This window comes from Fictibacillus sp. EA-CB0309, from assembly GCF_055814265.1.
On record NZ_CP169271.1, the window covers coordinates 523,475 to 545,840 of the forward strand.

Annotated in this window: 24 protein-coding genes and 2 pseudogenes; 20 read left to right on the forward strand and 6 right to left on the reverse strand. The window is 42.4% G+C overall.

All coding sequences use genetic code 11. The features are described from left to right. The first annotated feature begins 70 nt into the window (after positions 1 to 70). Both rpiB and ACEWFH_RS03040 read left to right on the forward strand, forming a co-directional pair. On the forward strand, positions 71 to 511 hold the full coding sequence (gene rpiB, locus ACEWFH_RS03035) for a ribose 5-phosphate isomerase B (RefSeq protein WP_473726049.1): 441 nt from the start codon (positions 71 to 73) through the stop codon (positions 509 to 511). A 42-nt stretch (positions 512 to 553) separates the two neighbouring features. After that, the gene (locus tag ACEWFH_RS03040) at positions 554 to 1,126 is read left to right on the forward strand and encodes a TIGR01440 family protein (RefSeq protein WP_473726050.1); all 573 of its coding nucleotides are present in this window, start codon (positions 554 to 556) and stop codon (positions 1,124 to 1,126) included. Positions 1,127 to 1,373: 247 nt separating this feature from the next. On the opposite strand, the gene ACEWFH_RS03045 is transcribed toward ACEWFH_RS03040, so the two are convergent. Beyond that, positions 1,374 to 1,841, reverse strand: a complete 468-nt coding sequence (locus tag ACEWFH_RS03045; protein WP_473726051.1) for a GNAT family N-acetyltransferase — start codon at positions 1,839 to 1,841, stop codon at positions 1,374 to 1,376. 178 nt (positions 1,842 to 2,019) lie between these two features. Here ACEWFH_RS03045 and ACEWFH_RS03050 point away from each other — a divergent pair, with 178 nt between their 5' ends. Next, positions 2,020 to 3,549, forward strand: a complete 1,530-nt coding sequence (locus ACEWFH_RS03050) for a gluconokinase (RefSeq protein WP_473726052.1) — start codon at positions 2,020 to 2,022, stop codon at positions 3,547 to 3,549. Between the two features lie 13 nt (positions 3,550 to 3,562). Here the strand turns inward: ACEWFH_RS03050 and ACEWFH_RS03055 are convergent, their stop codons facing one another. Beyond that, a complete protein-coding gene (locus ACEWFH_RS03055) occupies positions 3,563 to 4,018 on the reverse strand; it encodes a hypothetical protein (RefSeq protein ID WP_473726053.1) in 456 nt (151 codons plus the stop codon). Between the two features lie 232 nt (positions 4,019 to 4,250). Here ACEWFH_RS03055 and ACEWFH_RS03060 point away from each other — a divergent pair. After that, positions 4,251 to 5,440, forward strand: a pseudogene (locus ACEWFH_RS03060) (serine hydroxymethyltransferase). Between the two features lie 23 nt (positions 5,441 to 5,463). On the opposite strand, the gene ACEWFH_RS03065 reads toward ACEWFH_RS03060, so the two are convergent. Both ACEWFH_RS03065 and ACEWFH_RS03070 read right to left on the reverse strand, forming a co-directional pair. After that, a complete protein-coding gene (locus tag ACEWFH_RS03065) occupies positions 5,464 to 6,240 on the reverse strand; it encodes an acyltransferase family protein (RefSeq protein ID WP_473726054.1) in 777 nt (258 codons plus the stop codon). Then, positions 6,221 to 6,568, reverse strand: a complete 348-nt coding sequence (locus ACEWFH_RS03070) for an acyltransferase family protein (RefSeq protein ID WP_473726055.1) — start codon at positions 6,566 to 6,568, stop codon at positions 6,221 to 6,223. The genes ACEWFH_RS03065 and ACEWFH_RS03070 overlap by 20 nt, the downstream gene beginning before the upstream one ends. 285 nt (positions 6,569 to 6,853) lie before the next feature. On the opposite strand from ACEWFH_RS03070, the gene ACEWFH_RS03075 reads away from it, so the two are divergent. The 3 genes from ACEWFH_RS03075 to upp all read left to right on the forward strand — a co-directional run bounded on the left by ACEWFH_RS03075 (position 6,854) and on the right by upp (position 9,927). Continuing rightward, positions 6,854 to 8,215 carry a copper amine oxidase gene (locus tag ACEWFH_RS03075; protein ID WP_473726056.1) on the forward strand — a complete coding sequence of 454 codons (1,362 nt, stop codon included), beginning with the start codon at positions 6,854 to 6,856 and terminating at the stop codon, positions 8,213 to 8,215. Between the two features lie 71 nt (positions 8,216 to 8,286). Beyond that, the gene (locus ACEWFH_RS03080; protein WP_473726057.1) at positions 8,287 to 8,934 is read left to right on the forward strand and encodes a class F sortase; all 648 of its coding nucleotides are present in this window, start codon (positions 8,287 to 8,289) and stop codon (positions 8,932 to 8,934) included. A gap of 363 nt (positions 8,935 to 9,297) precedes the next feature. Continuing rightward, on the forward strand, positions 9,298 to 9,927 hold the full coding sequence (gene upp / locus ACEWFH_RS03085) for a uracil phosphoribosyltransferase (RefSeq protein ID WP_066244766.1): 630 nt from the start codon (positions 9,298 to 9,300) through the stop codon (positions 9,925 to 9,927). 292 nt (positions 9,928 to 10,219) lie between these two features. Here the strand turns inward: upp and ACEWFH_RS03090 are convergent, their stop codons facing one another. Beyond that, positions 10,220 to 10,384 carry a hypothetical protein gene (locus ACEWFH_RS03090; RefSeq protein ID WP_473726058.1) on the reverse strand — a complete coding sequence of 55 codons (165 nt, stop codon included), beginning with the start codon at positions 10,382 to 10,384 and terminating at the stop codon, positions 10,220 to 10,222. After that, on the reverse strand, positions 10,381 to 10,641 hold the full coding sequence (locus ACEWFH_RS03095) for a hypothetical protein (protein WP_473726059.1): 261 nt from the start codon (positions 10,639 to 10,641) through the stop codon (positions 10,381 to 10,383). The genes ACEWFH_RS03090 and ACEWFH_RS03095 overlap by 4 nt, the downstream gene beginning before the upstream one ends. Positions 10,642 to 10,932: 291 nt before the next feature. Here ACEWFH_RS03095 and ACEWFH_RS03100 point away from each other — a divergent pair, with 291 nt between their 5' ends. The 13 genes and pseudogenes from ACEWFH_RS03100 to glpK all read left to right on the forward strand — a co-directional run bounded on the left by ACEWFH_RS03100 (position 10,933) and on the right by glpK (position 22,181). Further along, entirely contained in the window at positions 10,933 to 11,157 is a 225-nt protein-coding gene (locus ACEWFH_RS03100; protein WP_066244770.1) for an AtpZ/AtpI family protein, read from the forward strand. After that, entirely contained in the window at positions 11,154 to 11,540 is a 387-nt protein-coding gene (locus tag ACEWFH_RS03105; protein ID WP_473726060.1) for an ATP synthase subunit I, read from the forward strand. The genes ACEWFH_RS03100 and ACEWFH_RS03105 overlap by 4 nt, the downstream gene beginning before the upstream one ends. A gap of 6 nt (positions 11,541 to 11,546) precedes the next feature. Continuing rightward, positions 11,547 to 12,256: pseudogene (atpB, locus tag ACEWFH_RS03110) on the forward strand (F0F1 ATP synthase subunit A). Positions 12,257 to 12,339: 83 nt separating this feature from the next. Next, a complete protein-coding gene (atpE, locus tag ACEWFH_RS03115; protein WP_066244772.1) occupies positions 12,340 to 12,552 on the forward strand; it encodes a F0F1 ATP synthase subunit C in 213 nt (70 codons plus the stop codon). Positions 12,553 to 12,664: 112 nt separating this feature from the next. After that, entirely contained in the window at positions 12,665 to 13,183 is a 519-nt protein-coding gene (gene atpF, locus ACEWFH_RS03120; protein ID WP_473726061.1) for a F0F1 ATP synthase subunit B, read from the forward strand. Next, entirely contained in the window at positions 13,180 to 13,731 is a 552-nt protein-coding gene (locus ACEWFH_RS03125) for a F0F1 ATP synthase subunit delta (RefSeq protein WP_473726062.1), read from the forward strand. The genes atpF and ACEWFH_RS03125 overlap by 4 nt, the downstream gene beginning before the upstream one ends. Before the next feature lie 18 nt (positions 13,732 to 13,749). Beyond that, positions 13,750 to 15,249 carry a F0F1 ATP synthase subunit alpha gene (gene atpA / locus ACEWFH_RS03130; RefSeq protein ID WP_473726063.1) on the forward strand — a complete coding sequence of 500 codons (1,500 nt, stop codon included), beginning with the start codon at positions 13,750 to 13,752 and terminating at the stop codon, positions 15,247 to 15,249. A gap of 130 nt (positions 15,250 to 15,379) precedes the next feature. Beyond that, positions 15,380 to 16,231 (forward strand): ATP synthase F1 subunit gamma, encoded by an 852-nt coding sequence (atpG, locus tag ACEWFH_RS03135; protein WP_289494063.1) that lies wholly within the window; start codon positions 15,380 to 15,382, stop codon positions 16,229 to 16,231. Between the two features lie 59 nt (positions 16,232 to 16,290). Further along, the gene (gene atpD / locus ACEWFH_RS03140; RefSeq protein WP_066398935.1) at positions 16,291 to 17,679 is read left to right on the forward strand and encodes a F0F1 ATP synthase subunit beta; all 1,389 of its coding nucleotides are present in this window, start codon (positions 16,291 to 16,293) and stop codon (positions 17,677 to 17,679) included. 22 nt (positions 17,680 to 17,701) lie between these two features. Then, positions 17,702 to 18,109: a F0F1 ATP synthase subunit epsilon gene (locus tag ACEWFH_RS03145; RefSeq protein WP_473726064.1), complete on the forward strand. Its 408-nt coding sequence runs from the start codon at positions 17,702 to 17,704 to the stop codon at positions 18,107 to 18,109. A 976-nt stretch (positions 18,110 to 19,085) separates the two neighbouring features. Continuing rightward, complete coding sequence (locus ACEWFH_RS03150) at positions 19,086 to 19,631, forward strand: glycerol-3-phosphate responsive antiterminator (RefSeq protein WP_473726065.1); 546 nt, start codon at positions 19,086 to 19,088, stop codon at positions 19,629 to 19,631. Between the two features lie 192 nt (positions 19,632 to 19,823). Then, the gene (locus ACEWFH_RS03155) at positions 19,824 to 20,651 is read left to right on the forward strand and encodes an MIP/aquaporin family protein (protein WP_473726066.1); all 828 of its coding nucleotides are present in this window, start codon (positions 19,824 to 19,826) and stop codon (positions 20,649 to 20,651) included. A gap of 27 nt (positions 20,652 to 20,678) precedes the next feature. Further along, positions 20,679 to 22,181, forward strand: coding sequence for a glycerol kinase GlpK (gene glpK / locus ACEWFH_RS03160; RefSeq protein ID WP_473726067.1), 1,503 nt, complete (start codon positions 20,679 to 20,681; stop codon positions 22,179 to 22,181). Positions 22,182 to 22,366 lie beyond the last annotated feature (185 nt).

Here is a 22,366-nt window from a genome sequence, read left to right on the forward strand (position 1 = left end):
AAGTGACATTGTACAGGCGATAAGGACAGAATATAATGGAAAAAAGTATGAGAGAGCAGGTGCACACAACATGAAAGTAGCAATTGGATCAGATCACGCCGGAGTTGAATTAAGAAAAGAAATCATCGCCATGATAGAAGAGCTGGGCATGGAAGTAGAAGATGTTGGCTGTGAATGCGATACTTCTGTAGATTACCCAGACTATGCTATCCCTGTAGCTGAAAAAGTAGCCAACGGTGAAGCGGATCGCGGAATCTTAATCTGCGGTACGGGTATCGGAATGAGTATTGCGGCAAACAAAGTAAAAGGAATCCGCTGCGCGCTTGTTCATGATCTGTTCAGTGCAAAAGCAACAAGACAGCATAACGACAGCAATGTGCTTGCCATGGGTGAACGTGTCATCGGGCCAGGTCTCGCTTTGGAAATTGCAAAAGTATGGCTAACGACAGAATATGAAGGCGGACGCCACGGTCGCCGTGTAGATAAAATCTCTCAATACGAAGGCCAATAGCATTACAGCTATTAACCTATAAAATGAAGGGAAGACCATCTAATGAGCGATGAGCTCCAACAAATTCAAGACCAAGTCCTGAATGTTTTGCAAGATCTGCAAAAGCATGCACAATTAAGACCGTCTCAATTATTAGTAGTAGGCGCAAGCACAAGCGAAGTAATTGGTGAACGAATTGGCACATCAGGCACGATGGATACAGCGGGTGCACTTTACCGAGGTATCGTAGCGTTTCAAGAGGAAACAGGAGTTGCACTTGCCGTGCAGTGCTGTGAGCACTTGAATCGTGCGCTTGTTATGGAGCGTGAAGAAGCAGAAAAACGAGGTTATGAAGAAGTCCGGGTCGTTCCGGCGCGATCTGCCGGCGGTGCATTGGCAACACATGCCTTCCACCACATGAACGAACCCGTGATCGTTGAATATATAAAAGCCGACGCAGGCATCGACATCGGTGACACCTTTATCGGGATGCACCTAAAGCATGTTGCCGTGCCCGTTCGCAGTGAAGTAAAGAAAGTTGGCGCTGCGCATGTAACGTTAGCGAAAACACGTCCGAAACTGATAGGCGGCGAACGCGCAGTGTATCCAAGCAAGGAAGACATACGGTGTTTTTAGTAAGTGGAAAGCCCTCTTGGTGAGGGCTTTTTGTTTTTGTGAGGGTAGCTGGGTGCATTGTGTATGTGCGGCGCGCGAATTTTGTTGAGTTCTGGACTCGCGGATATATAGCAAAAACTCGCGGGAATAATAGTAAATCTAGCAGGAATAATATGGAAACTCGCGGGAATAATCCCAAATCTCACGGGAATATTGCTAGTTTATCCTTTTTTGAGACCGAAAAAAAGCTTGGCACCCGCCAAGCTCCCTAATTATGTTCGATCTCGTAGTGAATCCACTCTGAATTGATATTTTTCCCACCCATTTTCTTATAAAGAGCTTGTGCAGACGTATTATCGATGGCGGTTTGCCACGACATGTACGCATAGCCTTCACTTTTCGTATATTCAAGCACATACAGAAACAACTTTTCTCCTAATCCTGCGCCACGAAACTCAGAATCTACAAATAGATCGTTCAAAATCGCGATTTTTTGCACACGCGTCGTGCTGAATGAAAAGTAAAGTGTCGCGAATGCAGCTAATCGGCCATCCTCGGTTTCCGCGACAAATTGCGTTCCTGCTTCATCCGAATCCAACAAGTGTTTAATATGATCCTGTAGTTTTGTTCCCTCAGGTGTTTTTCCATTATAAAAGTCAACGATATAACGAAGCATTAATCCCTTTAACTGCTCTACATCCTTTAAAACGACTGGACGAATAGTAAAAGTTGTCATGATCTGCATCCCCTTTATCCCGCTTCCATAACGAAAGAAGCGTTCCTTTTACATCTATATTAAGTGATTCTTAGTGCACTGAATAGTATGATGAGTAGGACTATGCAGAATCATTGTGATTGATCGGGAAGGGCATACTAATGCTGCTTCCTTTTTGAACGTGAAAGGAGAGGTTGTTTTGAGAAATTATGCGATCGGCATTGATATAGGAACAACGAGCACAAAGGTCGTCCTTTTTGATGAAAAAGGTGGGGCTATTGCTCATCATGCAAAAAGTTATCAGCTGCTATCTGAAGAGCCGGGAGCAGCGGAACAAAATCCGAATGAAATTTATGAAGCGGTTGTTTATTGCTTAAGAGAAACGGTACGAAAAAGCGGGGACCTTGCTGAACGAATCGGCATTATTTCGTTTAGTACAGCGATGCATTCATTGATTGCCATAGATCATGAAGGAAATCACCTAACAAACAGCATCATTTGGGCTGATACGCGCAGTGAACCGTATGCAGCTTCTTTTAAGTCGAGTGAAGGTGCTACTAATTTTTATAAACGGACAGGTGTTCCATTGCATCCCATGACACCATTTTTTAAATTGCAGTGGCTAAAAAACGAATTCCCTGAAATTTTTCAGAAAGCAGAAAAGTTTGTGGGAATAAAAGAATACATACTATATCGCTGGTTTGGTGAGTGGGTAACGGATTATGCATCAGCGGCGGCGATGGGTCTTTGGAACATGAATACTAGAACATGGGATGAAGAAGCACTGAGGTTGGCGGACATCACATCAGAGGAGCTGCCAATTATCCAGCCGACTACATATTATTGGGACAAACTCTCTGAAGTCCTTGCACAAAAAACAGGTCTCGATCCCTCGGTAAAAGTAGTACTCGGAGCAACAGATGGCCCGTTATCGAATCTCGGAGTTGGGGCGATCTCACCAGGAGATGTAGCGGTAACAATCGGGACAAGCGGAGCAATCAGAACCACTTCAACTTCACCTGTACTAGATACAGAAGGCCGAACGTTCTGCTATCCGCTAACTGAAAATCTTTGGGTTTCCGGCGGTCCCGTAAACAACGGCGGGATTGCCTATCAATGGATTCATGACATTCTGCAAAAAGACGGAGAAAGTGCATATGAACAGCTCTCGAAGGATGCGGAAGACATTCAGCCAGGAGCAGAGGGACTTCTTTTTCTACCTTATCTAACCGGTGAACGAGCACCATTATGGGATGCTCAAGCAAAGGCGTCTTTTATCGGTCTCACGCTGCGTCATACTCGGAATCATATGGTGCGGTCGGTGCTAGAAGGAACGATCCTAAACCTTTACAGTGTCTATGCCCTGATTAAAGATCACGTTGCGGGTAAAGATGTTAAGATTTTCGCAACAGGCGGTTTTACGAACTCACCTCTATGGAAACAGATTTTAGCGGACGTTTTTCAAACCGAAGTGAGTATTCCTGAACATACGGAAAGTTCCTGTCTTGGTGCGGTTTTATTAGGAAGATATGCGATTGGGGAAACAGAGACATTACAAGAGGTGCCTTCTGAAACGAAACAGTACGAAAAAATCATGCCGAATAAGGCCCATCAGCAGATCTATCAAGAATTGTTTAACCTCTATCAATCCCTATCAAATGTGATGCAGTCACAGTATAAAGCGTTGCATGATTTTCAAAATAAACATAAAAAAGAGAGCGGAGAATAATCCGCTCTCGGCTTTAGTTGATATATGTAGCATTGATTAACGGAAGTCCTGACTTAGCGTCCTTGCCATTTTTCACGTTTCCATAAACCGTGATTTCTGAACCTTCTTTAAAACTGCTATCCATTGTAAAGTTCATTACTTTAAACGTTTTGTCGCCAACTTTCATCTCAAAGCTGCCGCCCATCCCTTTTTCTTCATAAGCACTTACAGTTCCAGTGGCTTTAACAATTTTTTCTTCATACACTTTAGGATCTGATTCAAGCGCTTTTGGATCTAACGCAACCGCGTTTTTCTCCATATTTTTAATGATTTCAGCTTGTTGACCAGCTAGATCATCATTCGTGTTTTGGTCTTCATTTGCTCTTTTCTCTGTTTTTTCTTTTGCTTCAGGCTTTGCTTTTTCTTCGCTGCAGCCAGCTAATGCTAGTACTAAAACAAGGAGACTCGCTCCAAACCACTTTTTCATCATGCTAAAAAACACCCCTTATATATAACTCTATCTCTATTATGTATCATCATACCATGTTCATTCCTATTAAATAAAATGAATTTTCACACTTGTGCATTTCCTCTTACAAGTCAAAGCATTAACGTGTAAGATAGAGGGGTATGTTACAATCATAATAATTTTTCACATAAGGTAAGGGGAAGCGAAATTGAACCATTTGAAAACAGCTGATCAAGAAGTCTACCAATCCATTATGGATGAATTGCACCGCCAGCGTACGAAAATCGAATTGATTGCTTCTGAAAACTTTGTAAGCCAAGCCGTAATGGAAGCTCAAGGCTCCGTTCTAACGAATAAATACGCTGAAGGCTACCCGTCTAAACGCTATTATGGCGGATGTGAACACGTGGATGTTGTTGAGAATTTAGCAAGAGACCGCGCGAAGAAAATTTTTGGAGCGGAACATGCTAACGTTCAACCTCACTCAGGTGCACAAGCAAACATGGCTGTCTACTTTACGATTCTAGAGCAAGGTGACACTGTACTTGGAATGAACCTTTCTCATGGCGGTCACTTAACACACGGAAGTGCCGTAAACTTCTCAGGAATTCAATACAACTTTGTTGAATATGGTGTTGATGCAGAGAAGAACGTGATCGATTATGAAGATGTTCGTCAAAAAGCACTTGAACACCGTCCGAAGCTGATTGTAGCGGGAGCGAGCGCGTATCCGCGTGCGATTGATTTTGCAAAATTCCGCGAGATCGCTGATGAAGTTGAAGCTTACCTTATGGTGGATATGGCCCACATCGCAGGACTTGTAGCGGCTGGCCTTCACCAAAATCCAGTTCCTTATGCAGATTTTGTAACGACAACAACACACAAAACACTTCGCGGTCCTCGCGGAGGAATGATTTTATGTAAAGAAGAATTCGCGAAAAAATTGATAAATCTATCTTCCCGGGCATCCAAGGCGGTCCTTTGATGCACGTGATCGCAGCAAAAGCGGTTGCTTTCGGTGAAGTGTTAACAGACGAGTTCAAGAGCTATGCAGAGCAGATCGTAAAAAATGCGAAGCGTCTAGCAGACTCTCTGAAAAAAGAAGGCATCACACTTGTTTCTGACGGCACAGACAATCACTTGATCCTGATCAACGTGAGCGAGCTTGCGCTAACAGGAAAAGTGGCTGAAAAAGCATTAGATGATATTGGAATCACTGTGAACAAGAACACGATTCCATTTGATAAAGAAAGCCCGTTTGTAACGAGCGGTATCCGTATCGGAACAGCAGCGGTAACATCACGCGGCTTTGTTGAAGAAGATATGGACGAGATTGCAGCAATCATGGCTTCTGTACTGAAAAACATCGAAGACGAAACGGCGTTGAAAGATGCAGAAGCACGCGTTGAAAAGCTAGCAGGGAAATATAAGTTATACGAATAAAATAGAGATAAAAAAACCAGTTTCTAAGCAGAAACTGGTTTTCTTTGTGTTGACTCTGAATGAGTTTTATTTTTGCGTTTAGAAGGAACTGGAATGATATATTGATGCTTTGGAAGTTGTTGAATGAGCTTAACGATCAACATGGTTACAATTAGAACGGCTATAAACATAATCGGCATAATTTCTGTTTCCCAAAATTTTGGTGGCAGTGTTTTTTGAAGTGCGATAAGTGTAAAAGGATGTACTAAATAAATCCCCATGGATAGTTTACCAACAGATTCTAACCATTTCTTAATCCAGCTTATTTTACTTAAATAAGAGTACAGTCCTATAGTAGCAAGGCTTAATAAAGGTAAGTTGATCAGATTTGTTACTCGAATCGAAGAGACTGATCCCATCATTTTGTATTCAATTACTGCCCCAATATAAATTGGCACAACAAGTAATCCAAGAAGTAAGACATGTTTTTTTGCCCAATTAGAGATTGGTTTCCAATAATAAGCTAAGAAACCTCCAAATATAAAGAAGTAAATCCAATGTAAAACAAAGACTTTATGCATCATTAATTTCTCTAGCATTCCCGTGATCATAGGAAGCTCTTCGACACTTATAAAGTACGAACTAATGGCAGCTGAAATGAGAAGTCCGATCCACCAGCCAATGCCGTTTTTTATAAAACGCAGAATAGGAAACAACAAATAAAACTGAACCACGATTGCCATGAAGTATAGATGGTAATAAGAGCCACCCATTAAAAATTTATATAGAAAAAGTTTTGCGTCAGCAGAGCAAAGGCTCATCTTTCATAAAAACGGTAATGAATTGATAGAAAATACTCCAAATAAAAAAGGGCAAAATGATTTTTGTGGTACGGGACATTAAGAATTTTTTAAAATTAAAACCGGCTTTATTTACTTGGTTGAAAAGCAAGAAACCACTGATAATAGCAAATGTAGGTGTGCCAAATCGGCCAACTTGGTTAAAAAAATAAGTGAAACCATTAAAAACATTGCCAGCTTCATCATAATAAGTTGCAGACACATGAACTAAAAGTACACCGATACAAGCAAAGGCTCTTAAAAAGTGAATTTCATTGAAATATTCTTTGGTATTCGTTTTTGTATTCACTTTTTTACATCCTTCCTATACAGAAAATATTTAATCCGTTTAATCATTTACACGTCTATACCATTCGAGCACACTATTATAAAGACTAGGGTTATGTGTCTTGTAATATTTGGGATTTCCCGAATCTGAAATAGAAAGATCATTTGATAGTATCTTAGAGATCGAACTTCAGCGTTCTTTTTTAATGCTTCGACAAAAAAACAAAAACTTTTTTTAAAAAAAGTGATCCAAATATAAACTCTCTCCGTTAGCTAAGTGTAAAAAACAAAAAAGGAGAGATTCCAAATGAAAATGAAAAAAGCGTTTTTAGCTGTACCGTTAAGTGTTTCTCTATTAATCCCTACATTCAGCGTGGCAAATGCACATGGCCACGAAAGCCACAGCAAAGGTCACATGTCAGCAGAAGTTACAAACCCGGCGATCGATCTTCGTGCTTCACTTGATACTCTTCTTTCTGAACATGCATTTTTGGCAGTAGTTGCCATGCAAAAAGGAATTGATGGAAAAGAAGACTTTGAAGCAGCAGCTGGACAGCTGAACCAAAATACAGAGGCACTGTCAAAAGCCGTTGGATCTGTTTATGGTGAAGAAGCAGGAGCACAGTTTAAAGAAATCTGGAGCAGCCACATCGGCTATTTCGTAGATTATGTAACAGCAACAGCGGAAAATAACGAAGAAGGAAGAAAGCAAGCACTTGCGGAATTGGACAAATACCGCGTAACGCAAGCGGATTTCCTGGATAAAGCAACAGAAGGCAGATTAAAAGCGAAAGATCTTGAAGAAGGATTGAAAGTTCACGTTGATCAACTGGTCTGGGCATTTGAAAGCTACAGAACAGGTGACTATGACAAAGCTTACGATAACATTTCAGAAGCCATGCACCACATGTTCATGACAGGTAAAGGTTTATCTTGGGCGATTACGGATCAGTTCCCTGACAAATTCGAAAACAAATCAGTCGATACACCAGCAGCTGATCTTCGCGCAGACTTGAACAGCGTATTCTCAGCACACGCAGCATTAGCAGCATTAACGATGCAAAAAGGAATCGATGGTGCGAAAGATTTTGAAGCGGCAGCAGCAGAGCTTAATGAAAACACAGATGACATCACTGCAGCTGTAGAATCTGTATACGGTGCTGAAGGCGCAGCTCAATTTAAGGAAATTTGGAGCAGCCACATCGGATACTTCGTGAATTATGTAACGGCAACAGCTGAAAACAATGAGGAAGGCAAGAAACAAGCGATGGCTGAACTGGACAAGTACCGTGCTGAACAAGCTAAATTCCTAGACACGGCAACTGAAGGACGTTTAAAAGCAGCTGACTTAGAAGAAGGCTTAAAAGTACACATCGACCAATTACTAGCAGCGTTTAACAGCTACACAGGAAAAGATTATCCTGCAGCATATAAGAACATTTCTGAAGCATATGCTCACATGTTCGGTGTAGGACAAGCGATGTCTGGTGCGATCGTTGATCAATTCCCAGAGAAGTTTGCTGGCCAAAAGCCATCCGAAATGCCTAAAACAGGTATGGGCGGCATGAGCCAAACAGCAAATGACGCTGTACTTTGGAGCTTGTTCGGGTTAATCCTAGCTTCTGCTACAACAGCTATGATTCTTCGCAAAAAAACAACAAACAACTAAAAGAGTAAAGAATGGAGGACGAATCTGTCCTCCATCTTTTCTATCTACTAGAGATGGAAAGGAAGGTTTTTATGAAAAAATTACTTGCAGGTATATTGCTAGCTGGACTGATCGCAAGCGGCTGTTCGAATTCAGAAGAGAAAGGGAAAAGTGAGAGTTCTAATAAACCTGTCGAATCTGTGAAAAAGCAAGAGCAGCAGGAAGAAGTGGCGTCCTCATCAACTGAGTTGACACCGCCTGAAGGATTAAAGTTAAAGGCAGATACAGAGGGAATTACACCTTCTACGATAGAAATTCCAGCATTGGATATCAACACCGACATTGAAAAAGTCGGTACGTTGAAAAATGGTCAGATGGGTGTTCCTAAAGGAATGGATACCGTTGGCTGGTTTGGTGACGGGGCGAAACCCGGTTCGCCAGGAAACGCTGTAATGGCAGGGCATGTTGACAGCAAGACAGGTCCGGCTGTGTTTTATAAACTAGAAGACCTTGAAAAAGGCGATGTAGTAATCGTTAAAGACAAAGACGGCAAAACACTAACGTATGAAGTAACTGGAAAAGAAAAATACGACAGAAAAAATGCGCCTGTCGATAAAATATTCGACTATTCGTATGGCAGCAAGCTGAACTTAATCACGTGTACCGGTAACTTTAATCGTGAAGAAGGCACACATGAAGAGAGATTGGTTGTTTATACAGAGTTGAAAACGGGTGAGTAAGGATGAAAATAACATAGGTTTTATTTAATGAAAAGCATCCATTCATGTGGGTGTTTTTTGTTGTGCGGGAGAACTAAGTGGACAGTATTTTTGCAGAAGTGGACAGTAAAATCAGAAAAGTGGACAGTAAACTTTAATTAGGGCTCAACCATCCCACGAGGGTAGCAAGCATATAGAAAGTTTTTCAGGATTTCACCTCTGAATTCAGGGAATAGTAGTAGAAGAGTTTATATGTAAAATTTGGAGTTCAAATTCCTTCTTATTAGCCGCTAGTTTTCCTTGAAGTGCATGACTTTTTTCTGTACAATGCTAGAGATGCTTTTTGAACGACAATAAAAGATACATAAGGAGAGGTGCTTAAACATGAGCAATGTATATGTCCTTGATCATCCGTTAATTCAGCATAAACTAACATACATCCGTGATGAGAGAACGGGTACAAAAGAATTTCGCGAGCTTGTTGATGAAGTAGCGGGGCTTATGGCTTTTGAAATTACACGTGATCTTCCATTGCAAGAAGTAACGGTGAAAACGCCGGTTGCTGAAGCGACAATGAAAACAATCGCTGGGAAAAAATTAGGGCTAGTACCGATCCTTCGTGCAGGACTTGGAATGGTAGACGGAATCCTTAAACTGATTCCAGCGGCAAAAGTTGGACATGTTGGCCTTTACCGTGATCCTGAAACACTAACACCGATTGAATATTACGTGAAGCTTCCTTCTGATGTGGAAGAGCGTGATTTCATCGTAATCGATCCAATGCTTGCTACAGGCGGATCTGCAGCAGCAGCCATTGAATCGATTAAGAAGCGCGGCGCAAAAAACATTAAGCTTATGTGCTTAGTGGCAGCTCCAGAAGGTGTTAAAGTGATTCAAGAAGAGCACCCTGACGTTGATATTTTCTTAGCAGCACTTGATGAAAAATTGAACGATCACGGATACATCGTTCCAGGTCTAGGCGACGCTGGAGACCGTTTATTCGGAACAAAATAAGATGAAATAAGATGAAAAGATGAAACTGACTCGATCGCGGGTGAAAAACCCTCTGTCGGGCCAGTTTTTTTGTTAATAACAGAGCTTAAATCTTCGCTGTGAGCGAAACTCCGGTGATTCTGAGTGAAAACTCTACTCAACTGAGCGAAACTGAGGCCAGACTGAGCGAAAACCCTACTCAACTGAGCGAAACTCATGGTCTTGTGCGCGAACGTGTAATAAATTAAAGAACACGTACCGTGAAATCGCAAAAAAGAAGGCTGACAAGCGTCAGCCATCCCAGAAAGTTTATCTAATTCATTTCCTCAAACTTCATATCCATCAGCTTGTTGTCATCATGCATCACGCCAACTTTGACTAAACGCTCCTTATCACCCTGGTACACGGTAAAATCAAAAAAATCTGTAATCGTGCCGTCCGGACTAACGCGTCGTGTATCGTACTGATAGTCGCTCACTTTGCTGTTCGCATACTTTTTCTCGTCTCAGCCAAAGCGATCTTACCCCATTTTGCGTAATCTTTTTGTGTCATTGACGAATCCATATCCGTCGGGGTCTGGTCATTGTATTGAACATTTAATGGCTTCGTACGTTCGTTCTCCACATTATTTCTCATATTTGTAGACTCTTCAGTTGGCTTCTTATCATTGTTCATGCATCCACCAGCAACCAAAACAGCGATCAACGCAAAGAAAAAGATCCATTTTTGTTTCATGTCGAACATGCTCCTTCACATATAATTAATGTAAGTATTTATCAAATGCAGTTAATTATTCAGGATAATGGAAATAGTAGGAAGAGATAGTAAACAAAGTGAATAATAAACCATTAAAACAAGCCACAAAATTTCCACAATTTATTTAATAAACCGTCCCGGAAGTCGTTGACATAGAAATGTCACTATTGTATTCTTACAAAGGGAATATGGTAAGGTTTACATTCTTGTTATTTCAAGGTTTTTCAAGAAAAAATTACCAGGTTTCCACAAGGAAGGAGTCCATACGATATGAGCAATGGGAAACGCCCTTATAAAGCGATGGCTTTAATGTCTGGCATTCTTTCTCAGCTTGTTGGCTGTATTTTGGTTGGACTTTTTGGAGGGAAATGGCTGGACGAGAAAGTCGGCAATGAATTTCCAATCTTCCTTATCATCGGGTTGTTTCTAGGTCTTGGAACAGGTGTTTACGGGATGATCCGCTTAATATCGAAGTTTTCAGGGGACGGGCAATGATGAATGAGTACAAATCGGTGTTTTTCAAATACATAAAGTACACATTGTATCTTCTCTCTCTTATTTTCGTCGGTTATGCTGTCACTCCTTACAAAGCTATCTTTTTAGGACTGGCTCTAGGAACTGTGTTTAGTCTCTACAATCTTTGGAGCATGTACTCGAAGATCGAACGAATGGGACAAGCAGTCATTCAGCAGAAAAGAGTGAAAACGCTCGGTTCACTTTCAAGACTCCTCTTTGCAGGGTTAGCGGTGCTCATCGCGATGAAATACCCGGAACATTTTCATTTATTAAGTGTGGTAGTGGGATTGATGGCAGTCTACATTATCATGTTAATAGATTCACTAACTCAAGTTACACGTACTCCAAAGGAAAAGAGGTGAACATAGGTGGAACATGGTGCAGTTACAGCTGATTTTCTAGGTTTGACTTTTAATCTGTCAAACGTACTAATGATCACAGTTTCATCCGTTATTGTTTTCCTTATTGCGGTACTCGCTACTCGAACCCTGTCAATGCGACCAGGAGGAATGCAAAACTTCCTTGAATGGGTAGTCGATTTCGTAAAAGGAATCATCAACAGCACAATGGATTGGCATACGGGCGGACGCTTTTTAGCTTTAGGACTTACATTAATCATGTATATTTTCGTTGCCAACATGCTGGGATTACCTTTTGCAGTAGTAGTCGACCATAATCTATGGTGGAAATCCCTACTGCAGACCCGACCATTACATTGACTCTAGCAGTTATGGTAGTGGCGCTTTCACACTACTACGGTGTGAGAATGAAAGGGTTCAAGGAATATGGAGCTGAATTCTTCAAGCCAATGAAGTTCTTGTTCCCACTAAAGATTATTGAAGAGTTTGCGAACACTTTAACGCTAGGTCTTCGTCTTTACGGAAACATTTTCGCTGGTGAGATGCTTTTAGGTCTATTAGTAGGTTTAACAAAGATGGGTATTTTTGCTGGCGTACTAGGAATCTTCCCATTAATCGTGTGGCAAGGCTTCTCAGTATTCGTTGGTGCAATCCAAGCATTTATCTTCACAATGCTAACAATGGTTTACTTGGCTCATAAAGTAAGTCACGATCACTAATCTTCAGGAAATATCAAGCTTCTATAAATAGGAGCCCATTTTCATAAAAACTTTAAGGGAATTCAGAAGGGAGAAATTTTATCATGAATCTTATTGCAGCTGCAATCGCGGTAGGTCTAGCGGCACTTGGTGCTGGTATTGGTAACGGTTTAATCGTAGGACGTACAGTTGAGGGGATCGCTCGTCAACCAGAACTACGTGGTACTCTTCAAACAACAATGTTCATCGGGGTTGCGTTAGTTGAGGCACTTCCAATCATCGGTGTTGTTATCGCGTTCATCGCGCTTGGTTCTTAATAAGCATAACAACCACTGTTTATTACGATTTCTATAATGGCGAAGCAAGTTTCCTTATTGGGACTACCCTTCGCCATTCCTTATGTATGATTGATTGAAGGGAGGAAATGGTGTGCAAAACTTAATTCTAGGTGCTGCTGCAGGTGGAGGCCTGAACACAGGTGATATTCTTTACCAGCTGGCTGCATTTTTAATCCTACTAGTATTATTGCGTAAATACGCATGGGGCCCATTAATGGGAATCATGAAAGAGCGCCAATCACATATCAACAGCGAAATTGATGCGGCTGAAAAATCCCGTCAAGAAGCTAAAAGCTATCTTGAGACTCAAGTTGAAGAGTTAAAGAAAGCGAAAGAAGAAGCAAAAGCTATTATCGATAATGCGAAAAAGCAAGGCGAAGCACAAGGTGAAGCGATCATTAAAGCATCTCGTGACGAAGCTGAGCGTGTGAAAGAAGCTGCATTGGCTGAGATCGCTTCTGAGAAAGAAAAAGCAGTTGCAACACTTCGTCAAGAAGTTGCTACTCTATCCGTTAAGATCGCTTCTAAAGTTATTGCAAAAGAACTTGATGAAAGCTCTCAGGAGAAGCTCATTAACGAATACCTTCAAGAGGTAGGCGAGTCTCGATGAGCAAAGATCAAGCAATCGTAGCAAAACGTTATGCATTAGCACTATTTGAAGTAGTTGGTGTTACGAAACTTGAAGATACAGTTTCAGAATTGCGCCTTGTGAAAAACGTACTGGAGATCAACAAAGATCTTCAAAAAGTTTTATCACATCCAAAAGTATCAAAAGATCAGAAGAAAGAATTGATCAAAGAGAGCGTTGGAGCTGACCTTTCTACTGCTGTAATGAACACGATTTATCTGATGGTAGACCGCAACCGTTACACATACATCACAGAGATGGCAGCGCAGTTCATTGAATTAGCAAATGAGGCACAAGGCATTGCCGACGCAAATGTATACTCTGTACGTCCTTTATCAGACTCAGAGATACAGAAGTTGGAGCAAACGTTTGCTGCCCGAGTCGGCAAAAGAGCGTTGCGCATTAATAATATTGTAGATTCTTCTCTTGTTGGAGGAATTAAGATCCGCATTGGCAACCGTATTTTTGACGGAAGCATCAGCGGAAAGTTGAATCGAATGGAACGTCAATTAGCTTCTAACGGAAGCTGAGAGGATAGGGTGAAATTCATGAGCATTAAAGCTGAAGAAATCAGTGCTTTAATAAAAAAACAGATTGAAAACTATCAATCTGAGATCGAAGTTAATGATGTGGGTACAGTTATCCAGGTCGGTGACGGTATTGCCCGTGCCCATGGATTAGATAACGTTATGGCTGGTGAGCTAGTTGAATTTTCTAACGGTGTAATGGGTATGGCCCAAAACCTTGAAGAAAACAACGTAGGTATCATCATTCTTGGGCCTTACCAAGAAATTCGTGAAGGTGACGAAGTAAAACGTACAGGACGCATCATGGAAGTTCCTGTAGGCGAAGAACTTCTTGGTCGTGTAGTTAACCCTCTTGGACAGCCTATCGATGGCAAAGGTCCAATTGCTACTACAAAGACTCGCCCAATCGAGCAAAAAGCTCCAGGAGTTATGGCTCGTAAATCAGTACATGAGCCGCTTCAAACGGGTATTAAAGCGATTGACGCACTAGTGCCAATCGGACGCGGACAACGTGAGCTTATCATCGGTGACCGTCAAACAGGTAAAACAGCTGTAGCGATCGATACGATCCTTAACCAAAAGGATCAAGATATGATCTGTATCTATGTAGCGATCGGACAAAAAGAATCAACAGTTGCGGGCGTTGTAGAAACACTTCGTACACACGGAGCGCTTGATTACACAATCGTTGTATCAGCATCTGCTTCTCAACCTGCACCAATGTTGTTCCTTGCTCCTTATGCTGGGGTATCTATGGCTGAAGAGTTCATGTGGGCTGGCAAGCACGTATTGATCATTTATGATGATCTTTCTAAGCAAGCTGCTGCATACCGTGAGCTTTCCTTGCTACTTCGTCGTCCTCCAGGCCGTGAAGCTTATCCAGGGGACGTATTCTACCTTCACTCACGTCTATTAGAGCGTGCAGCGAAGTTGAATGACGACTTAGGTGGCGGATCCATCACAGCGCTTCCGTTCATCGAAACGCAAGCATCTGACGTATCTGCTTATATTCCAACAAACGTTATCTCTATCACAGACGGACAGATTTTCTTACAATCTGACTTGTTCTTCTCCGGTGTTCGTCCGGCGATCAACGCAGGTATCTCCGTTTCTCGTGTAGGGGGAGCTGCTCAGATCAAAGCGATGAGTAAAGTATCCGGTACACTTCGTCTGGATCTTGCTTCATACCGTGAACTAGAAGCATTCGCTCAGTTCGGATCTGACCTTGATAAAGCCACTCAAGCAAAACTAAACCGTGGTGCACGTACAGTTGAAGTACTGAAACAAGGACTTCACAAGCCACTAAAAGTTGAGCACCAAGTTGCGATCCTTTATGCATTGACTCGTGGTTACATTGATGATGTAGCTGTTGAAGATGTAAACCGCTTTGAAGAAGCGCTTTACGCTCACATGGAAGCAAACTCTAAAGACGTTCTTGATGCGATCAAAACGACTGGTAAACTTCCTGAAGGCGACAGCCTAGACGAAGCGATCAAAGCATTCAAAAAGACATTCGCGTAAGATTTTAAATAGACTTTAAAGCAGCGGTACGGCGGTTAGCCGTGCCCTGCAACCAGCTTACAACAAAGGTTTGTTTTAAAACGTGGATTGCCTATGTTTTAAAACTTTCACTAAAAGGTGGTGAAAATGAATGGCATTAAAAGATATTAAAGCACGTATAGACTCCACTAAAAAGACGATGCAGATCACAAAAGCGATGGAGATGGTTTCAGCTGCAAAGCTAAACCGTGCTGAGCAAAATGCGAAATCTTTCGGCCCTTACGTGGACAAGATCCAAGAAGTGGTTGGAAGCATTGCATCTGGAAGCAACGCGAAACACTCTATGCTTTTAACACGACCAGTGAAAAAGACGGGTTACTTCGTCGTTACAGCTGACCGTGGATTGGCAGGTGCTTATAACTCAAATATTTTGCGTCACGTTTACCGTACGATTCAAGAGCGTCACAAGTCACCAGATGAGTACGCATTGATCGTAATCGGTAAAGTCGGTGTGAACTTTTTCAAAAGCCGTAAGATGTCTATCTTGGACAGCATCACAGGCGTGGCAGACCAGCCATCCTTTGCTGAAATCAAGGCGATCGCATCAAAGGCAGTAGGTCTTTATGCGGACGGGACATTTGATGAGCTTTACATGTATTACAACCATTTTGTAAGTGCCATTCAGAGCGATCTGACGGAGAAGAAGCTTCTTCCGTTAACTGATATCGCTGCAACAAAATCAAAATCTTCTTATGAGTATGAACCATCAGAGGACGAGATCCTTGAAGTGCTTCTTCCTCAATATGCAGAGAGCTTGATTTATGGTGCTTTACTTGATGCGAAAGCAGCCGAGCATGCTTCTCGTATGACTGCGATGAGAAATGCAACGGATAACGCTAATGAACTGATCGGCCAATTGAACCTCTCATACAACCGTGAGCGTCAAGCAGCCATCACTCAGGAAATTACGGAAATCGTCGGCGGTGTAGCAGCTCTAGAATAGACTTTTTTAAGAAAGTGATTTTAGCAGCTAATGTGCAAAGTAAGATAGGAGGGAAACCGATGAATAAAGGCTATATTACTCAAATTCTTGGACCGGTCGTTGACGTTAAGTTCGAAGGCCAGCTTCCAGAATTGCTTAACGCTTTAACAGTTAGCGCTGAGGGTGTTGACTTAACACTAGAAGTAGCACTTCACCTTGGTGATAACATGGTTCGTACAATCGCAATGGATTCAACGGATGGTCTTGTTCGTGGAATGGAAATCGCTGACTCAGGTAAGCCGATCTCTGTACCAGTAGGTGAAGCAACACTTGGACGTGTATTTAACGTAACAGGTGATCACATTGACCTTGGTGAGGCAGTACCGGCAGATGTTCGCCGTGACCCGATTCACCGTTCAGCACCTTCTTTTGAAGAATTAACAACTAAAACTGAGATCCTTGAAACAGGGATCAAGGTAGTTGACCTTATCGCTCCATACGTAAAAGGTGGAAAAATCGGTCTTTTCGGTGGTGCGGGTGTAGGTAAAACAGTACTTATCCAGGAGCTTATCAACAACATCGCACAAGAACACGGTGGTATCTCCGTATTCGCAGGTGTTGGTGAGCGTACTCGTGAAGGAAATGACCTTTTCCACGAGATGAGTGACTCTGGTGTTATCAAGAAAACGGCAATGGTATTCGGACAAATGAACGAGCCGCCTGGAGCACGTGCACGTATCGCTCTTTCCGGTTTAACAATGGCTGAATTCTTCCGTGACGAGCAAGGACAAGACGTTCTTTTCTTCGTAGATAACATCTTCCGTTTCACGCAAGCAGGTTCGGAAGTATCTGCCCTTCTTGGCCGTATGCCATCAGCGGTAGGTTACCAGCCAACTCTTGCAACTGAGATGGGTCAATTACAAGAGCGTATCACATCTACGAAAAAAGGTTCTGTAACATCTATCCAAGCAATCTATGTACCTGCCGATGACTATACGGATCCGGCTCCAGCTACAGCGTTTGCTCACTTAGATGCAACAACAAACCTTGAGCGTAAACTAACAGCTATGGGTATCTATCCAGCGGTAGATCCATTGGCTTCAACTTCTCGTGCACTTTCTCCTGAGATCGTTGGAGAAGAGCATTACGAAGTAGCTCGTAAAGTACAGGCGACTTTACAGCGTTATAAAGAACTTCAAGATATCATCGCAATCCTAGGTATGGACGAGCTTTCTGAAGACGATAAGCTAGTTGTACACCGTGCGCGTCGTATCCAGTTCTTCTTATCTCAAAACTTCCACGTTGCAGAACAATTTACAGGACAAAAAGGTTCATACGTTCCTGTTAAAGAAACAGTTCGTGGATTCAAAGAAATCCTTGAAGGAAAATACGATGATCTTCCGGAATCAGCGTTCCATCTCGTAGGCTCTATTGAGGATGCTATTGAAAAAGCAAAAACTTTGGCCTAATGCCTGAAAGGGGTAAGATTGGATGAAAACCATTCAAGTCAGCGTAGTAACCCCTGATGGTCCTGTGTTTGAAGGAAATGCGAAAATGGTCAGCGCGAAAGCAAAAAGTGGGGAGCTTGGAATTCTTCCAGGCCATATCCCTCTTGTAGCTCCTTTAACGATCAGCGCCGTGCGTGTTCACGACGTTGATGGGAAAACACAATATGTGGCCGTTAGCGGTGGATTTATTGAAGTGCGACCTGAAAAAGTCACGATCTTAGCAGAAGCTGCTGAAATCGCTGGGCAAATCGAAGTGGATCGTGCACGTGCATCAAAAGAACGTGCCGAGAAGCGTCTTGCAGGCAACAAACAAGACAACTTAGATGCAACGCGTGCGGAGTTGGCACTTAAACGTGCGATTAACCGTATCGACGTAGCAACAAAGCGATAATTTTCAAGCCTTCCAGCTCTCCTTTTGGAGAGTTGGGGGGCTTTTTTGTTGTGGTTACGGGGTTTTAGAGCTGTGACGTAGGGGTTGAAGAATGAGCTGCCTGTTGTCTGTGTATGGTGGGGGTATAGGTGTGGTCGAGACATGTCGGAATTTATCGACTCGCCGATATATGGCAAAAACTCGCCGGATTATCATTAAAACTCGTGGGAATAACCCCGAAACTCGCGGGAATATTGCACAAATTTCCAGAATTAATTTGTTAAATACCTATGTGGGTATAGGCATAGTCCAGTTTCGGGAACCGAAACTATACGTATTTTAACTTCAAGTAGACTAAAATCGACTCCTCCTAAGTAAAAAACCAAAGACATAAATGCTTTTTCGCTAGATCCTAAATAAAAGATTGTGCTTTTGTTCTTTTTTATTATTTTTTGTACCTCCTCCTCATTGAAAAGTTGATTGGAGTGCAAGGTGAGAGACTACGGCTAGGACAAACAGAACCAAAAACCCGAAAACCCCTCTGCCTTGTCTAAAACAAGATCAGGGGGCTCTCTAAAACAACATCACGGTCTAATGGAGGAGGTTGAAGACACGTTGATCCGTTTTATTTAGTTTCTTCCAAATGCCGGCGGAGCACCAGGTACCCTTCGTAACCACAGCTGGTCACCATTTTCATCAGGAATAGCGTTCATTTCCATAACCTCTTCTCCTTCAGCTACTTCATCACCAAATGGGTTAAGAAAGCTGCCGACAGGAGATAGTAGAGGTTTTTTCTCTTTTTTATCAATCAGATCACCTCCTCATGTAAGGAAGTGTGGAAAATATAGCTTCCCAAAAAGCTATACACTATTAAATGCTCGTCCCGCAGAGCTTGTATGTGTTATTATCACTTAATATGTAAAAAAAGGCGGATTTCCCAAAATGCAATAAAATACAAAAAATGGTGAATGATAAGGAAAGATGAGGAGTGTGCACGATGAGTTTTCATGGGCAACAAGTATTGCCGGCAGCTAGGAAGATGAAGGATTTTGAAAAGCTGCTGAAAAGCAAATATACATACATCGTTTGTTTGGATACACATATCAGTCAGCTGAAATTTATGATCTCTATGGCAAACGAAAGAAACAAGAAGGTGCTTGTTCACCTCGATCTTATCAACGGTTTAAAAGCAAATGAATACGCGGTTGATTTTTTAGCGCAGGAAATGAAACCGGCAGGAATTATCTCCACGCGTTCCAACTGCATCATTCGCGCCAAAAAGAAGAACATGATTGCCGTTCAGCGTTTATTTTTATTGGACTCTTTAGCCCTTGAAACGAGTTACAAAGTCATCGAACGTGCACAACCAGACTATTTAGAGGTTTTGCCAGGCATCATGCCGGAAATAATAAAAGAAGTGAGCCAGCATGCAGGTATACCGGTTATTGCAGGTGGTTTGATTCGTACAAAAATGAATGTAAAAGAAGCTCTTAAAGCAGGTGCAGAAGCAGTAACAACTTCAAACCCAGAATTGTGGATATAATGTTCTTGTGAAATAACGTTTGACAACGTTTACATCCTTGCTATAATAGAGACAAGTTCATAAACGTGACGGAGAACATGGAGATCCACAAGGGTTACTTATAGCAAAACTATAGGTATCTTTTGCTGGGTCTTTTTTTGTTCGAATTCCGCACATTAACAGCGCTTGTCAAAGCACAAAGGAGGAATTACGATGTCAACATTCATGGCAGAACTTATAGGTACCATGATTTTAATCATATTTGGCGGTGGCGTTGTTGCAAACGTTTCCCTAAATAAATCGAAAGCTCAAGGGGGCGGATGGATCGTTGTTGCACTTGCTTGGGGACTAGCCGTTGCAATGGCGGTTTACGCTGTAGGAAGTTTTAGCGGCGCACACCTTAACCCGGCAGTAACACTTGGTCTCGCATCAATCGGTGAATTTGCTTGGGCAGATGTGCCAGCATATATCATTGCTCAAGTACTCGGTGGAATGCTTGGTGGGATGGTTGTTTATTTTCACTTCCTGCCACACTGGAAAGCGACAGATGACCCAGCGGTTAAGCTAGGCGTCTTCTCAACAGACCCAGCAATTCCGCACACGTTTTCGAATCTTTTATCAGAATTTATTGGAACAGCGGTTTTACTAGTAGGATTATTGTCAATCGGAGCGAATAAATTTTCAGATGGTTTAAATCCTTTGATCGTTGGATTTCTAATCGTGGCAATCGGATTATCCCTTGGTGGACCTACAGGATACGCGATCAACCCAGCTCGTGATCTTGGCCCAAGAATTGCACACTTTATCTTGCCGATACCCGGTAAAGGCGGATCCAACTGGACGTATTCCTGGATTCCGATCGTAGGACCAGTACTTGGCGGTGTTTTCGGTTCATTATTTTATCAGGCGGTCTTTACTGGAAAAGTAACAACGCTTTTCTGGATCTGGACAGCGGTATCACTGGCAATTTTCGTAATCACATTTTTCTTAGGAAGCAAAGGCACACATGCACTGCCTCACGGAGATGAAATAGAAAACTAAACAACATACTTTTGGGAGGGTTTATTTATGGAAAAGAAATATATCATTGCACTCGATCAAGGAACAACAAGCTCAAGAGCGATTCTTTTTAATAAAGCAGGAGAGGTCGTTGAAATCTCACAAAAAGAATTCAAGCAGCACTTTCCAAAGCCAGGCTGGGTAGAACATGATGCACAAGAAATCTGGGGAACCATCTTAGCGGTTGTGGCGGAAGTTCTTTCAAAAACAGATACAGATCCAGGTGAGATCGCTTCGATCGGTATCACGAATCAGCGTGAGACAACGGTTGTTTGGGACAAGAACACAGGAAAACCAGTTCACAACGCGATTGTTTGGCAATCCCGTCAAACAGCAGAGATCTGTGATGAGCTGAAGAATCAAGGATTGAACGACAAGTTCCGTGATAAAACAGGACTATTAATCGACGCTTACTTCTCTGGAACAAAAGTAAAATGGATCCTCGATAACGTTGAGGGAGCAAGAGGAAAAGCGGAAAACGGTGACCTTTTATTCGGAACGATCGATACGTGGCTCGTTTGGAAGCTCACAGGCGGCAAGGCTCACGTAACCGATTATTCCAACGCATCACGCACGCTCATGTATAACATATACGATCTAAAATGGGACGACGAACTGCTTGAAATTTTAGGGGTTCCAAAATCGATGCTTCCAGAAGTGAAGTCGTCTTCAGAAGTATATGGCGAAACAATCGATTATCACTTTTTTGGTAAAAACATTCCGATCGCAGGTATCGCGGGTGATCAGCAGGCCGCGCTTTTCGGACAAGCGTGCTTTGAAAAAGGAATGGCCAAAAATACGTACGGAACGGGCTGCTTCATGCTAATGAACACAGGTGAAAAAGCGGTTAAATCAGAGCATGGACTATTAACGACCATCGCATGGGGAGTGGATGGGAAAGTAGAATACGCCCTAGAAGGAAGTATTTTTGTAGCGGGTTCAGCGATTCAATGGCTGCGCGACGGACTTCGTATGTTAAAAGATGCAGCAGACAGTGAAGCTTATGCAGAGCGCGTTGCTTCAACAGATGGCGTATATGTTGTCCCTGCATTTGTTGGCCTCGGCACACCTTACTGGGATTCAGAAGCACGTGGTGCGATCTTCGGACTGACGCGCGGTACTGAAAAAGAACATTTTATCCGTGCGACACTCGAGTCGCTAGCTTATCAAACTGCAGACGTACTAACTGCGATGGAAGCAGACTCTGGGATCGAACTGAAGAAACTGCGTGTAGATGGCGGAGCAGTTAAGAACAATTTCTTGATGCAGTTCCAGAGCGACATTCTAAATGTTCCTGTTGAGCGTCCAGAAATCAATGAAACGACAGCGCTTGGAGCCGCTTATCTTGCAGGACTTGCTGTAGGTTTCTGGGGAGATCGCCAAGAAATTGCAGATAAGTGGAAAGTGGACAAAGACTTTGACGTAAACATGAAAGAAGAAGAGCGTAAAGAGCTTTATGACGGCTGGAAAAAAGCGGTTGAAGCAACGATTGCGTATAAACCGAAAGCATAACCCTTTCAAAATCTTGAAAACTGCGTTATACTAAACCCAAGTTGATATTGAACCGGTTGGAGATTAGGAGAGACCACAAAACCTCGTACAGAAGATGCGAGGTTCTTGTGGTCTTTTTTTGCGCGCTAAAACACGATAATGTTGAAAAACGCGTGTTGCAGCCGCCATTTCCGGGAAAATTACCC

Bases quoted from the DNA above. Each gene is read 5' to 3' on its own strand.
- atpG (WP_289494063.1), top strand. From the start codon at position 15,380: ATGGCATTAAAAGATATTAAAGCACGTATAGACTCCACTAAAAAGACG.
- rpiB (WP_473726049.1), top strand. From the start codon at position 71: ATGAAAGTAGCAATTGGATCAGATCACGCCGGAGTTGAATTAAGAAAA.
- ACEWFH_RS03155 (WP_473726066.1), top strand. From the start codon at position 19,824: ATGTCAACATTCATGGCAGAACTTATAGGTACCATGATTTTAATCATA.
- ACEWFH_RS03080 (WP_473726057.1), top strand. From the start codon at position 8,287: ATGAAAAAATTACTTGCAGGTATATTGCTAGCTGGACTGATCGCAAGC.
- atpD (WP_066398935.1), top strand. From the start codon at position 16,291: ATGAATAAAGGCTATATTACTCAAATTCTTGGACCGGTCGTTGACGTT.
- ACEWFH_RS03150 (WP_473726065.1), top strand. From the start codon at position 19,086: ATGAGTTTTCATGGGCAACAAGTATTGCCGGCAGCTAGGAAGATGAAG.
- ACEWFH_RS03045 (WP_473726051.1), bottom strand. From the start codon at position 1,841: ATGACAACTTTTACTATTCGTCCAGTCGTTTTAAAGGATGTAGAGCAG.
- ACEWFH_RS03040 (WP_473726050.1), top strand. From the start codon at position 554: ATGAGCGATGAGCTCCAACAAATTCAAGACCAAGTCCTGAATGTTTTG.
- ACEWFH_RS03105 (WP_473726060.1), top strand. From the start codon at position 11,154: ATGATGAATGAGTACAAATCGGTGTTTTTCAAATACATAAAGTACACA.
- ACEWFH_RS03125 (WP_473726062.1), top strand. From the start codon at position 13,180: ATGAGCAAAGATCAAGCAATCGTAGCAAAACGTTATGCATTAGCACTA.
- ACEWFH_RS03095 (WP_473726059.1), bottom strand. From the start codon at position 10,641: ATGAAACAAAAATGGATCTTTTTCTTTGCGTTGATCGCTGTTTTGGTT.
- ACEWFH_RS03145 (WP_473726064.1), top strand. From the start codon at position 17,702: ATGAAAACCATTCAAGTCAGCGTAGTAACCCCTGATGGTCCTGTGTTT.
- upp (WP_066244766.1), top strand. From the start codon at position 9,298: ATGAGCAATGTATATGTCCTTGATCATCCGTTAATTCAGCATAAACTA.
- atpA (WP_473726063.1), top strand. From the start codon at position 13,750: ATGAGCATTAAAGCTGAAGAAATCAGTGCTTTAATAAAAAAACAGATT.
- ACEWFH_RS03075 (WP_473726056.1), top strand. From the start codon at position 6,854: ATGAAAATGAAAAAAGCGTTTTTAGCTGTACCGTTAAGTGTTTCTCTA.
- ACEWFH_RS03100 (WP_066244770.1), top strand. From the start codon at position 10,933: ATGAGCAATGGGAAACGCCCTTATAAAGCGATGGCTTTAATGTCTGGC.
- glpK (WP_473726067.1), top strand. From the start codon at position 20,679: ATGGAAAAGAAATATATCATTGCACTCGATCAAGGAACAACAAGCTCA.
- atpE (WP_066244772.1), top strand. From the start codon at position 12,340: ATGAATCTTATTGCAGCTGCAATCGCGGTAGGTCTAGCGGCACTTGGT.
- ACEWFH_RS03065 (WP_473726054.1), bottom strand. From the start codon at position 6,240: ATGAGCCTTTGCTCTGCTGACGCAAAACTTTTTCTATATAAATTTTTA.
- ACEWFH_RS03055 (WP_473726053.1), bottom strand. From the start codon at position 4,018: ATGATGAAAAAGTGGTTTGGAGCGAGTCTCCTTGTTTTAGTACTAGCA.